This window comes from Pedobacter terrestris, from assembly GCF_052343045.1.
Lineage (GTDB): Bacteria > Bacteroidota > Bacteroidia > Sphingobacteriales > Sphingobacteriaceae > Pedobacter.
In genome coordinates this window covers 129963-142808 of sequence record NZ_CP180264.1, presented here as the reverse complement: position 1 = coordinate 142808, position 12846 = coordinate 129963, and the positions used below count along the sequence as shown (strand labels likewise).

Here is a 12846-nt window from a genome sequence, read left to right as displayed (position 1 = left end):
TAATAAATTAGGTGGCAAAACACTACATATCATCCTGTAATATTTTACATACAAAAATGTTAAAAGAGTCCGAAGAACATCTTCGAGACTCTTTTTTTTTGATATTTGCGCATCAACCTATTTATTTAATGAACTCCGCACCCCCTATACCTCCTTTAAAGAAAAATTTTGATTTTGTTGACACGATAAGATGTATCTCTATGTTCGGGATTGTGTACGAACACTCTGCAGTGTTGTGGGGAATGCATTACACTAAAACATCCGATATTTGGCTACAAGTAATGGCAATGCAATTCTGGAAATTTGCTACCATCGCATTCTTCTTAATTGGTGGATTTTTAATTAATTATAAATTTACTGAATATACACCACTTCAATATCTCGGTAGAAGATTCAAGAACACGATTAAGCCTTGGCTATTTTGGATTGCCATATTAATTATCTTAAATCTTATTCATAACTGGGTTCTTCAGATGAAATCTGGCGATGACTTATTTGAAGGGAAAAATCCTGTTGCATATTTTGTTGAACAACTTCGATACATCCTTTTCGAAAGCAGTTTTTGGTTTATTTTAAATTTTTTGATTTGCATTAGCATATTATTGCTGTTCAAAAAGTATTTATATAAAATATGGTTTGGCCTAATTTTGGCTTGTATTTCATTAATTTATAGCTTAAACCTTTACCATGAATGGTTTGTTACGCATCATTCCGCTGCTTTATTTGGATTTGTATTTTACCTATGGCTTGGTGTTTATTTAAACCGTTACTATGAGCGCATCATGCAGTTTACGAGAGATATGAAATGGTCATGGATATTGATTACAAACATTGTATTTTTTGTTTTCTCTTGCCTGGAAGTTATCTATTTGGCAAAAAATGGATCAACTGACCAATACAACACGCTTAGAATTTCGAATATATTTTATTCTCTCAGCATGTTTTTATTACTATTAAAAATTGGCAGTATAAAATTTATTGACAAAGGCCTAAAACCAAGACAAACCACATTCGGAATATACCTTATTCATCAGATTTTGATCATCAGACTATTACCTGAAATTTTTAAATGGGGGCAATGGAATTTCACAACTTTTTCTGTAATTGAAAATATTCTTTACTCTATACTGCGTTTTTTAGTTGTGTATTTGATTGCGTTCATGGTTACTCGGCTATTAATTAAAACCAAGTTAAAATGGGTAGTTGGTGGAAGCTAAGTAAATGAAACGATTGGAAACTCGGCTGTTTCTTTTTTAAATAGGAAAATGAAGTAATTAAATAACCGTTCGGAAAAGAACCCAAATATTCTTCGCTGGTAAGGATAAGGGCTTAATTTTACAGTTTCTTCTAATTCAAATAATAATGGGAAAAGCCAGGTGCAGTATTCTGCAAATGTATGCTTATCTGTGACAAACATATTATAGCAACACATCGTATTCGTATTCTCGAAAAAGGCATCAAATTCTTGCTCTTTAATTTGGTCACCTTTCGTCACAACACTACGCATCAGATACCAATCTTCTCTGATATGATAATAAATATAATGCATCTTTACATTTGCCGGATAGCCGGGTTCCAAATATAGATGGGCTGGTTTGGGTACAATGATCCTGTTTTTTGTCAATTGATCTAGCAGCGCTTTCTTTAAGTCTTGCGTCCCGACATATATTAACTCATTTTCGTTAAATGGAGTCAAGTAAACATCCCTTGGATCCAGCGAAACTTTTTTATACAATAACTTATGTTTTATTCTAGTCTGCGTCATTGTAAAATATCTTCGGTAGTGGCATAAACCAATGAACTTGGTCTCTATCCGATCGAGATTTTTCCAAATCCAGTACATCGCAGTGAGTTCACTAAAAGTCTCATTTTTATTTGCGATGTGGTCTTCTCCTTCGTCATCAGAAGGCATTCTCATATCAATTCCTGAAAAAAGTTTCCCAACCTGAATTGGTTGTATAAATTCACTATCTGGAATATCAAACTCTTTATGATAGACTGAAAAAATTGTTAAATCTTTATTCACTGCTTAATTCTAATTTAGCCTTTGTCAACGCTGAGGCAATTACTTGATGCATATCATAATACCGATACTCCGCTAATCTTCCACCGAATATTACATTTTTATCTTGTGCTGCAAGCTGCTGATATTTTTTTAATAATGCCATGTTCTTTCCATCATTCACAGGATAATATGGCTCCCCCTTCGACGGGTTTTTTGAAGGATACTCTCTAGTAATTACTGTTTTAGGCTGCGTCCCAAATTCAAAATGCTTGTGTTCGTATACACGCGTGTAAGGGGTTTCTGCATCTGTAAAATTCACCACCGCATTTCCTTGAAAGTTTTCAACATCATGAATTTCAATTTCATAGTCTAGGCTCCTGTATTCCAAAACACCAAAACAGCGATCGAAATAATCATCAATTTTTCCTGTAAACACTAGCTTGTCTGCAAAAGCCGTCCAATAATCTTTCTTCTCGAAAAAATCCTCATTGAGTTTTACATCGCAACCAGCCAATAACCCGTCGATAATTTTATTATATCCTCCAATCGGGATTCCTTGGTATTTATCATTAAAATAATTATTGTCGTATGTAAACCTCACGGGAAGTCTCTTTATGATAAATGCTGGAAGTTCTGTTGCATTTTTCCCCCATTGTTTTTCGGTATAATGTTTAATGAGTTTTTCATAAATATCCGTTCCAACCAATTTCAAAGCCTGTTCTTCAAGATTTTTAGGTTCGTTGATTTTAAGATGTTCAACTTGTCTGGCAATTTCTGACCTGGCCTCTTCTGGTGATTTTGTACCCCATAATTTATAGAACGTATTCATATTAAACGGAAGGTTGTAGATCTCTCCTTTGTAATTGGCGATTGGAGAATTGGTATATCGATTGAATTCAGCAAATTGATTTACATAATCCCATAGAAACTTATCATTTGTATGGAAAATATGTGCCCCATACCAATGAACATTAATTTGTTCTATGTACTTACAGTGTATATTTCCTCCAGAATGATCTCGTTTATCTATAACTAAACATCGTTTACCAGATTTTGTCATCTCATGCGCAAATGTGGCACCAAAAAGCCCAGACCCAACAATTAAGTAATCATATTTACTTATATCCTTCATTGAAATTTACTTGTACTTCGTTTAATTAAAAAAGGTAACCTCAGAACACTTTAAAGCTTTGAAATAAATTGAGGCGCCAAAAAGCTATTTTTTTATTCCTGCAAAACTATTAATTTTTTACTTCTAAAAAGCTTGGTATATAGATTAAATTCCTCACTACAATTCAGTAATATTAGTTCAAGTATATCGTTAAATAACACTCAAAAAACCCTTTTAAAATAATTTATTAATTTCGTGTTAATGAGTAGTTCAGATAGTCCATTGATATCAATCGCGTTGTGTACCTATAATGGTGAAAGATATTTGATGCCTCAATTAAATAGCTTATTGAATCAATCCTACAAAAATATAGAAATTATAATTGTTGACGATGGATCCACAGACCGTACACGAGAGATAATTTCGGAATTCGCTCTCAAAAATTCATTAATACAAATTCATTTCAATACTGAAACTATTGGTTTCAATAAAAATTTTGAAAAGGCAATTCGCTTATCGAAGGGCGATTACATTTCCATATGTGACCAAGATGATGTATGGGATCTCAATAAAATTGAAGAACTGCTAGGCAATATTGGAAGCAAAGGCCTGATCTTTTCTAATTCTAGACTGATGAATGAAAATGGTGGTCAAACTGACAAATTATTTCTTGAAACTTCTCGATTTGTCATGCTTGACTATAAATCATTACTTATTAACAACTACGTTACTGGGCATTCAATATTAGTATCGAGACATCTTATGGAAAAGGCGCTCCCCTTTCCATCTCATGGCTATTATGACTGGTGGTTGGGATTTATAGCAACATATTACAATGAAATCATATATCTGGACAAACCATTGACCAATTATAGGATTCATCAAGGGTCGGTAATCCAACAAGAGATCAATGCTCACAATCCCGATCCCTTCGGTATTTCTATGATGAATTATAAATCTTCTACGCAACAATTAGAAAACTTTAAGCATTTCCTAAAAAAAAGTAATGAAGAAATTTTCGTAAAAAACCTCACTTCACTTTTTTCCCTTAAAACTAATTTTTTAGAAAAAACTTGGCTTTTGGTGTTTTTGTATTATAATTATAATATCTTATTTCCATTACACAAAAAACGAAAAGGTATCAGTTTAACTCGGTATAAATTTGTTAAAAAATACTTTAGTGATCTGCTTAAATGTAAGCAAAAGGCTTTAGGTTTTAATTAAATATGATTTCAGTAATTATAGCATCTGTAAGAGCAGATCATTTGGCACAAGTAGAAAAAAACCTAAGCACGACCATTGGCATTCCCTTTGAGATTATTAGTTTCGACAATAGCGAAGGAAAACTTGGTCTTTGCGATATCTACAATCGCGGAGCATCGAAAGCTAAATATGATGTTTTGTGTTTTATGCACGAAGATATTATCATCCATACCCCTAATTGGGGTGAAATTGTGCTAAATATCTTTAATACGGATAAAAAATTGGGATTAATTGGAATTGCTGGTAGTCAGTATAAATCACTTGCTCCTTCTGGCTGGCATTGTTATGAAATGGATGCACCAGAAATTATATATTATAATATTTTACAGAACTATAAATTCAAGGATCGACAAGCGTCGTTAGACTATTCAAATCCGACTCATACTAAGCTCGCAGAAGTTGTATGCATTGATGGAGTTTGGATGTGCTGCACGAAACAAGCGTACAATTCTTATCCCTTTGATGCTACGCTACTTAAAGGCTTTCATGGGTATGACTTAGATTTTGCCTTGGGTATTAAGCAAAATTATAAAGTTGGGGTAACGCTCGAAATACTCGTAGAACATTTTTCTGAAGGTAATTTTAACAAAATGTGGCTTAACGAAATTCTTAAAGTTCATGCAAAATGGAACAATTACTTACCAATTAATTTGTGCATGTTGAGTGATTCGAAAATTTTAAATGGAGAAAAGCGAGGTTTTAAAACAAATTTCAGAAGAATGTGGAATGAGGGTTTTACAATAAAGGAAATGTACAACGTGATTCAGAACAGTAAGGCTTCTCCAATAATGACGAAAAAACTCTACTATAAGTTGCTTTATCGTGTATTGAAATTTGTGCTTAAGCGCCGCGCAATTTCTTCATAAGTTTATTTCTTTCTCTCTTAGCTTTAAATAATCGATTCAAGTAAGAAAAATATCCTCTTTTTTTCCACTTATATTCATAATAGAACCGCTCCCTTGTTGTCATTTTCATTTGTTCATCCAACTCAAAAGTTGCCAGGGTCTTACTCTCAAGATGATTGACTACTGAAGTGGTTACCAGCGCATGTTTCAAATTGTGCTTTTCAAGTGTACTTGCGTAATCATTATCCGCATACCAAAAGGTAAATTTCTCGTCTAACAAACCTGTTTTTTGGAGCATGGTTCGCTTAAAAAATAAGCACCAACCAGCTATTTCTTTTCTTACCTCATAGCCGATACGAATGCCGCTATTTACTGAAATACCTACCTTAGGATGATGTATTGAACATATGGGGCTAGCACTAACAAGTGTGTTATCATCCTCAAACGCATTTAAAATTTGTGTAGCCCAATGTGGCTCGAACAACAAATCATTATTACAAATACATATGTACTGATTTTCTGTTAGATTAATCCCGATATTCATGAACTTATGATATCCAAATTTGGTGTTAGGATAAATGGTCTTGGTGCCCTCGTACTGAAATGGACTTAGGCTGTCATTCGATTCTATTATAATAATATTGAAATGAATTTTACTTGGATGTTCGGAATTTAATATAGATCGGACAGTTTGCTCAGTCATATTTTTCAGTAAATCATCTTTCGCAAAACTCAGAATTATGATGTCAATTTTTATGGGAGTTTTTGTAGTCGTCATGAATTTGAATTATTGTTTTGACAATTTAAGGCTATGTACAAAAATATTAATTTCAATACGAAGTATTTCATTAACAATACTTACAAGTTTAGCAAGCCTAATTATTTAAACTTTCTTTTAAGGTTTAGGGCCTTAAAAAAAGCTTTAAAAAAAATGGGCGCATCATCTATTTCTTCAAAGATACCCTTGAATGTTTTTAAATCGCGCAAAGGTATTTGCGCCATTATTTTTTTGTAACTGTTAATCCGTTCAAATTTGTTTTTTATAATCAGTTTTTCTTTTTGTTCCTTTTTTAAACCTGAACTTAAAAGATGTTTTCCAATGCGATCCCGCAGAAAAATTTCCGCCCGAATAATTTTAGACGACTGCTGTGTGGCACTTGCATTATGAATACGGACCAAGCCATAAGCTAACTCATCTTTTAAATAGCTAAAACGCATGTTTTGTAGCGCAGCTCTAAACCAAAAATCCCAATCTTCCAAATAATTCATTCCATCAGCAAAATAACCAATAATATTCAAGATATTTTTCCTGAAAAGTGGACTTTGAATTACAAGTAGATTTCGTTGTATTAAGCTTTCGATAATGGGATAACCAATTCCATCAACAATTGGCATTGAAGTTTTATTCGTAAGACCAAAATCCGTATAAAGAATTTGAAGATTGTTTTGATGAAAAAATTTGGTGGATGTTGTACTAATATCTACTTCCAGATGAGTTCGAAGAAATTCTACCTGAAGACCAATCTTGTCTGCTGAAATGAGGTCATCTGCATCCAGAAACTGAATATATTCACCACTTGCTAACGCTAAGCCGGAATTTCTTGCAGCGGAAACGCCTTGATTTTCTTTTTTAATATAAATGAATCGCTTATCATTTTTTACAAATGAATTAACGACTTCTTCTGTATTATCGGTCGAACCATCGTCTATAATTATTGCTTCCCAAAACTGGTAAGTTTGATCTTGTAAATAATTTAGAGTTTCAGCAATTAGGTGTCCATAATTGAAAGTGGGTATAATTATTGAAACCTTATTATCTTCCATTTACACTAATCATTAAAAGCCTGCATATCTATTAAACGTTTGTAAAAGCCATTATGCGACATTAGTTCGCTGTGCGTTCCACTTTCGACAACAGTACCTTTGTCTATAACCACAATTTCATCTGCATGTTGTATTGTGCTCAAGCGATGGGCAATAACTACCGATGTTCTATTTTTCATCAAATTGTTCAAAGCTTCCTGAACCAGTTTTTCAGATTCGGTATCTAATGCAGAAGTTGCTTCATCAAGCAACATGATTGGGGGATTTGCTAAAACTGCACGGGCAATACAAACCCGTTGTCTTTGTCCGCCGGAGAGTCGGTTTCCACGATCGCCGACAAATGACTCGTAGCCATTTTCCGTTTGTTCAATAAATTCGTGTGCGTTTGCAATTTTCGCGGCAGCAATCACCTCTTCCATTGTTGCATCTGGCCTACCGAAAGCGATATTGTTGAAAACGGTATCGTTAAAAAGAAAAGAATCTTGATTAACCGTTCCCATTTGTGCCCTCAGACTTTCCATAGTCAGGTTTCTGAAATCATACCCATCAATTTTAATTACGCCAGATTTTGGATCATGAAAACGCGGAATCAAATCCATCAATGTACTTTTACCTCCACCAGACTGCCCAACCAATGCAATCGTTTTACCTTTTTTTATGGTTAGATTAATGTTGTTGAGAATCGGTTTTTCGCCATAACTGAACGAAACGTTTTCGATGGTAATTGCTTCTTTAAAACCTTCAAAAATCTCGGCGTCGCTTTTATCGATCATGGCTGGCTTAGTATCAATCAGTTCCAAAACCCGTTCGCCTGCTGCAATACCGGAATGGATTCCACTAAATGAGTCTGTTAAAGCTTTCGCAGGACGCATCACCTGAGAAAAAATTGCGATATACGCGATAAAATCTGCTGCTGCCAAAGCATTGGTTTCTTTATTGATAATTAAAGAACCGCCGTACCATACTATAGTCGCAACCATTACAACGCCCAAAAACTCCGATACCGGCGAACCCAACTGCTGGCGCCTAACCATTTTCCGATTTAGATTAGAGTAAAAAATATTTTCCCGATCAAATTTATCTTTGATTCTTTCCGTTGAATTGAACGCTTTAATAATTTTAATTCCGCTAAGTGCTTCATCCAAGAAACCAATCATCTTCGCAAAAGACTCATGCGCTTCCTTGGCTTGCTGTTTAAGCCTCTTTACAATCTTACTGATAATAAATGCCGACACCGGAATTACCAAAAGTGAAAAGAAAGTAAGCTTGGCTGAGATATTGAAAAGCAGAACGATATATACGATTAATGTTACGGGTTCTTTAAAAACCACCTGTAAGGTATTGGTTACTGTAAATTGTACAACTTGAACGTCAGACGCAACCTTAGAGATAATATCGCCCTTTCTCTCATTGTTAAAAAAACCGACATGCATATTCATCACATTGTTAAAAACCGTTTTGCGAAGATTTAGCAATGTATGTACCCGCAGATCTTCCATGAAACGTTGGGAAAAATATTTAAAAAGATTGGATAATAACACTGAAATAATGATTACCATGCAAACGTAACCAAGCGTTTTGATTTCCCCGTTATTTGCAATAGACTCGTTTACAAGTCTCCTGAACTGCCCTAATATATCGAAAGACGACATCGCTTTGTCTGTAAGCGTTTCAGATTGGCCATCTTTTTTGGCGTTAAGCAAGGTTTCAAACAATGGAGAAAGCAATGCTAGATTTAATGTTCCGAATAGGATAGATAACAAAGTTGCAACCACATAAGGTATTGCAAATTTCTCAATAGGTTTTGCAAAAGATAGTAAACGAAAATAAATCTTCATTTTTATAAGATCGAAATAAGTGTAATGGAAAATGGATTAAGCATCGCCCATATTTTTTAAAGTTCAAAGGTACGGTTTTCCGTGATAACCAAATATCATCGAATTGGCGGTAATGCAACTAGCTTTTAAAAAGATGGATGTGTTTATATTTGATAGCCTAAGTTTTTAAATATTGGTTGCCAGTATTTAATATAATGATCCCAATCGTGGCATCCAAAGGGCACATTATCACCAGTAAAATCAGCTGCTTTTACTGCTGGCACTTCAAAGGCAAATTTTAAAGCTTCAGTATAATCGGGTATACTCAAAACTTCGCCGGATCGGTTTACCTCAATACTCCAAAAGACATCTTCATTAAATAGATGCGAATCTTGCGTCAGATAATGATCAATTGTAGTTTTCATGCGCTGAGCTATATTATAAAACTTCTTCGTTCTGCGCAAAGAAAACCCCCCATTTCCTACTCTATTCCGTTGCTGCCTTTGCAAATGCTTAGAACCGTCTGGGTTTTCATATTTTATTTCCAGACGTTCTTTAAAATTTGAGAACCACAGTTGAAACCTGTTCTTATGATATGTTTTTTTGATCCACGGGGCACCAATATAATCCCAGTTGCGCGCACACCACTTGTCAAGCTCATCTTTAAAAACAAAACAATCCAGCTGGTAGATCAGAATATACTCATATGTCAAAAACCTTTCATAAAAAACAGGAGATAACATCAATTCGTTATATCCTCGTATCCCTGAAAAAAATCTATCATCGAAACTTTCACTGTGCGACACAACATCTGTAAACTGCGCCGGCAACTGAAGATGCTCAGGTTTAACCACAATAATTGTATGGTTTGATAAAACCTTTATGCACTGAGCAAGGGAAATTATCTCATGTTCAGAAAAATCACTTTTATAAATAGGTATAATGATTGCCGTTTTTGCCAAAGTACTTTTTTCTTTTATTCTAACTAAACAGTTGCTGAGATCAATTTTTCATATAGCTGCATATATTGTTCTGCAGCAGAATCCCATGAAAATTTATTTGCCTGTGAAATTATCTTGGGAACACGATTATTTTCGTCAAAATCATTCATACCATTATTGAAAACCGATTGCATATGTTCAGGTTCGAAATTATCGAAATAATAGGCAGCATCTCCACCAACTTCCGGAAGTGAGGTAAAAGTTGATAGAAAAACAGGCTTTCCGAAGTGCATCGCCTCAATCACCGGCAATCCAAAACCTTCTGCGATGGAGGGAAAAACAAAAGCTTTACAGTTTTTATAATACCACGCTTTGTCATCGTCACTAACCGGCCCGGTGATATGCAGGCGATCTAAGCAATTATATTTAATTGCCTCTTCAATAATCTTTTGTTTGTGTGGAGTTTCAATGCCTGCAATTACAAGTTCAAAATCATTGCCCTTGAGTAATGCCGGAAGTAAGTGGAAACCTTTTTGAGGAGACAACAGTCCGATTGTAAATAGAAATTCTTTTTGGGGTTTAAGCTTTGGCACATGATTGTCAGAAACAACAAGTCTGTCTGCACCATTGTAGATAACGCCTACCTTACTCTTTGCTTCAGGGAAATAATGCACAACATCATTGGCAACGAACTGAGAAATGCATACAATTTCATCGCATTGAGCAATCAATTTACCCAGTTTTCTTAAATAGACCTGGATGCGATGGGGTTTGCTGATTTTCAGGTGAACTTTATTCATATCATGAATCGTCATGATTTTCTTTGCATTAACCTTCGAAGGACGTAATCTGCAGGTTTGGTCTGAAAGATGGACGACATCAAAATTATCTCTCGATTTGAAAAACAATCTATCTAATCTGGAGAGGTATACTATATCGACCAGGCCATTAAATAAATATTGAGTTTTTTTAAACAGGTAAAATTTTAAGTTAAACCTGGCATGGTTTCGTTTGATCAATGCATCTCCCAGCCCTTTCCCAAAAGAGAAATAACCACAATTAACCACTTTCATTGAATCGAACGTAACTAGAACCGATGGTTTTTTCATTTAATTTTTTAACAATAAATTTAAAAATAATCTTAGTTGCACACTTATACTATTACTTAATAATTTTATAGTTCCGGTATTCAAATAATCTCAAGCCGGTTAAATCTTCAATTTTCTGAAGCACCTTTCTTCTGAAATTCATTTTTGAGGTTTCCTTTGTCAGGTCTTTCTCAAATTTCCAGTTTGCAGCTTCAATACGCGGATGCATTACTTTTGGGTGTGTACCTTTAAAATGAACCAAACGGTCGGCGTTATGCATATCAAACGTTTCCTGAACTGGAAAATTCTCCTCAATCCATTCTTCTGTTTGATAAAACTGGTTGAAGTTGCGCACCTTGCCCTGTAAACCTTTCGGCGGTTTCACCCATCCATAATGATAGATATATGCATCGATCAGTTTTACCCTCAATTTCCGGTCGTTAATCCGAAAACCTTGCGCATCGCGATAGGAATGAATGCCCTTTAAATTTTTAAGGATCCGGATTTCCCGGCGGTACCAGCGACGGGATTCTGCAAGATAATCATAAGACGCATAGAAATGTTTATATTTCAGCAGCAAAGCCTCTACAGAACTGTTGTTCAGCTCCTGCTCCATTTCCTTCTTAATCAACGGCAAATAATCCTCATGAATGGCTTCATCACCCTGAATATAAATCATCCAATCGGTATCCGGAGCAATTTGTGCAATTGCTTTATTGGTTTCATCTGCAAAAACACGTCCGCCTTCGCGTATACTTTCGTCCCAAACTGTATTGATCACTCTGATTTTATCTGGCGCAATACTTCTGATTAGAGTTTCCGTCTCATCCGTAGAATTGCCTACAGCAACCACAAAATCATCGCAAAGCGGCAAAACAGAAAGAATGGCTTCTTGAACAGGATAATCATTTGCAATTGCATTTCTGATAAATGTAAAGCCGGTAACTTTCATATACTATACTCAGGATAATTAAAGAAGGATAAATTTGGTATTCACCTTTCGATTGAAAATAAATCTGTTTATTTGCTGCAAAGATAGTTTAATTGATGAATACGCATCTATCGATTTTAGAACAGATTCGGCTAGGTAATATAAAGGTTTTGGCAAGAGCATTGACACTTGTAGAAAATGACATTGCCCCGGCAAACCTGTTGCTTAGAGATTTGATTGCGCAAATAAATGTACCTGTAATTGGTATTACGGGGCCACCCGGAGCGGGAAAAAGTACGCTGGTAAATGCAATTGTAACTCATCTTTCTGCTTCTGGGAAGCGTATTGCTATTTTGGCGATAGATCCGACTTCGCCTTTTAATTATGGATCTTTGCTCGGTGATCGCATCAGAATGTCTGCGCAATTTAACAATGCAAATGTATACATCCGCTCTTTGGCCACACGTGGCGCGTTAGGCGGCATTTCTGTAAAAACCATGGAAATGGTGGATGTCCTGAAAGCCGCTGCTTTCGATTATGTTATAGTAGAAACCGTGGGCGTGGGGCAATCTGAAGTAGAAATTGCCGGACTTGCAGACAAAACGCTGGTGGTTCTCGTACCTGAAGCGGGAGATGAAATTCAACACATTAAATCTGGTTTAATGGAAATTGCTGATGCTTTTGTGGTGAATAAAGCCGATCGCGATGGTGCAGACCAATTTGCCAATAACCTGAATAAAATAGTACACTCTGGCCAGAAAAGCATTCCGGTATTCAAATCTGTTGCAGATAAAAATAGTGGCATTAAACCAATCTGCGATTGGATTGTGGCTACGCCCTCTACAAGCAGTCAGAAAAGGGTTTTACTCTACGCCGAAAAAGCCTGGAAAATTATTGAACACAAACGTATGCAAAACATCAACAAAAAAGACCTAATTGAGCAATTGCAAACTGCTTTACTTGATCCTGATTTTAATCTGTATCGCTTTGCTGATCAATTCAAATAAACAATTAATGCAAA

At 35.3% G+C, this 12846-nt stretch carries 12 protein-coding genes; 4 read left to right on the top strand and 8 right to left on the bottom strand.

Features of this window, described 5'->3' with window-relative positions; translation table 11 throughout:
* Positions 1-56: 56 nt before the first annotated feature.
* Positions 57-1217, top strand: coding sequence for an acyltransferase family protein (locus tag ACJVDH_RS00735; RefSeq protein ID WP_443945670.1), 1161 nt, complete (start codon positions 57-59; stop codon positions 1215-1217).
* Here ACJVDH_RS00735 and ACJVDH_RS00730 read toward each other — a convergent pair.
* Both ACJVDH_RS00730 and glf read right to left on the bottom strand, forming a co-directional pair.
* Positions 1214-2026: a DUF4422 domain-containing protein gene (locus ACJVDH_RS00730; protein ID WP_443945669.1), complete on the bottom strand. Its 813-nt coding sequence runs from the start codon at positions 2024-2026 to the stop codon at positions 1214-1216. The genes ACJVDH_RS00735 and ACJVDH_RS00730 overlap by 4 nt on opposite strands.
* Complete coding sequence (gene glf, locus ACJVDH_RS00725; RefSeq protein ID WP_443945668.1) at positions 2019-3137, bottom strand: UDP-galactopyranose mutase; 1119 nt, start codon at positions 3135-3137, stop codon at positions 2019-2021. Before glf ends, ACJVDH_RS00730 begins: the two co-directional genes overlap by 8 nt.
* 240 nt (positions 3138-3377) lie before the next feature.
* Between glf and ACJVDH_RS00720 the strand changes: the two genes are divergently transcribed.
* Both ACJVDH_RS00720 and ACJVDH_RS00715 read left to right on the top strand, forming a co-directional pair.
* Positions 3378-4340 carry a glycosyltransferase family 2 protein gene (locus tag ACJVDH_RS00720; protein ID WP_443945667.1) on the top strand — a complete coding sequence of 321 codons (963 nt, stop codon included), beginning with the start codon at positions 3378-3380 and terminating at the stop codon, positions 4338-4340.
* Positions 4341-4342: 2 nt separating this feature from the next.
* Positions 4343-5245, top strand: coding sequence for a glycosyltransferase (locus ACJVDH_RS00715; RefSeq protein WP_443945666.1), 903 nt, complete (start codon positions 4343-4345; stop codon positions 5243-5245).
* On the opposite strand, the gene ACJVDH_RS00710 is transcribed toward ACJVDH_RS00715, so the two are convergent.
* The 6 genes from ACJVDH_RS00710 to ACJVDH_RS00685 form a co-directional block, all read right to left on the bottom strand.
* Positions 5220-6002, bottom strand: a complete 783-nt coding sequence (locus ACJVDH_RS00710) for a glycosyltransferase family 2 protein (protein WP_443945665.1) — start codon at positions 6000-6002, stop codon at positions 5220-5222. The two genes, ACJVDH_RS00715 and ACJVDH_RS00710, sit on opposite strands and share 26 nt — an antisense overlap.
* A gap of 101 nt (positions 6003-6103) precedes the next feature.
* Positions 6104-7048 (bottom strand): glycosyltransferase family 2 protein, encoded by a 945-nt coding sequence (locus ACJVDH_RS00705; protein ID WP_443945664.1) that lies wholly within the window; start codon positions 7046-7048, stop codon positions 6104-6106.
* Between the two features lie 5 nt (positions 7049-7053).
* The gene (locus tag ACJVDH_RS00700; protein ID WP_443945663.1) at positions 7054-8886 is read right to left on the bottom strand and encodes an ABC transporter ATP-binding protein; all 1833 of its coding nucleotides are present in this window, start codon (positions 8884-8886) and stop codon (positions 7054-7056) included.
* A gap of 143 nt (positions 8887-9029) precedes the next feature.
* The gene (locus tag ACJVDH_RS00695; protein ID WP_443945662.1) at positions 9030-9827 is read right to left on the bottom strand and encodes a DUF5672 family protein; all 798 of its coding nucleotides are present in this window, start codon (positions 9825-9827) and stop codon (positions 9030-9032) included.
* Between the two features lie 23 nt (positions 9828-9850).
* Entirely contained in the window at positions 9851-10915 is a 1065-nt protein-coding gene (locus ACJVDH_RS00690; protein ID WP_443945661.1) for a glycosyltransferase family 4 protein, read from the bottom strand.
* A gap of 52 nt (positions 10916-10967) precedes the next feature.
* Entirely contained in the window at positions 10968-11846 is an 879-nt protein-coding gene (locus ACJVDH_RS00685) for a glycosyltransferase family 2 protein (RefSeq protein WP_443945660.1), read from the bottom strand.
* A gap of 95 nt (positions 11847-11941) precedes the next feature.
* Here ACJVDH_RS00685 and meaB point away from each other — a divergent pair, with 95 nt between their 5' ends.
* Positions 11942-12832 carry a methylmalonyl Co-A mutase-associated GTPase MeaB gene (gene meaB / locus ACJVDH_RS00680; RefSeq protein ID WP_443945659.1) on the top strand — a complete coding sequence of 297 codons (891 nt, stop codon included), beginning with the start codon at positions 11942-11944 and terminating at the stop codon, positions 12830-12832.
* The last annotated feature ends 14 nt before the right edge of the window (positions 12833-12846 follow it).

Excerpts from the sequence above, each read along its gene's own strand:
- ACJVDH_RS00735 (WP_443945670.1), top strand. The coding sequence starts at position 57 with ATGTTAAAAGAGTCCGAAGAACATCTTCGAGACTCTTTTTTTTTGATA.
- glf (WP_443945668.1), bottom strand. The coding sequence starts at position 3,137 with ATGAAGGATATAAGTAAATATGATTACTTAATTGTTGGGTCTGGGCTT.
- ACJVDH_RS00720 (WP_443945667.1), top strand. The coding sequence starts at position 3,378 with ATGAGTAGTTCAGATAGTCCATTGATATCAATCGCGTTGTGTACCTAT.
- ACJVDH_RS00715 (WP_443945666.1), top strand. The coding sequence starts at position 4,343 with ATGATTTCAGTAATTATAGCATCTGTAAGAGCAGATCATTTGGCACAA.
- ACJVDH_RS00710 (WP_443945665.1), bottom strand. The coding sequence starts at position 6,002 with ATGACGACTACAAAAACTCCCATAAAAATTGACATCATAATTCTGAGT.
- ACJVDH_RS00705 (WP_443945664.1), bottom strand. The coding sequence starts at position 7,048 with ATGGAAGATAATAAGGTTTCAATAATTATACCCACTTTCAATTATGGA.
- ACJVDH_RS00700 (WP_443945663.1), bottom strand. The coding sequence starts at position 8,886 with ATGAAGATTTATTTTCGTTTACTATCTTTTGCAAAACCTATTGAGAAA.
- ACJVDH_RS00690 (WP_443945661.1), bottom strand. The coding sequence starts at position 10,915 with ATGAAAAAACCATCGGTTCTAGTTACGTTCGATTCAATGAAAGTGGTT.
- ACJVDH_RS00685 (WP_443945660.1), bottom strand. The coding sequence starts at position 11,846 with ATGAAAGTTACCGGCTTTACATTTATCAGAAATGCAATTGCAAATGAT.
- meaB (WP_443945659.1), top strand. The coding sequence starts at position 11,942 with ATGAATACGCATCTATCGATTTTAGAACAGATTCGGCTAGGTAATATA.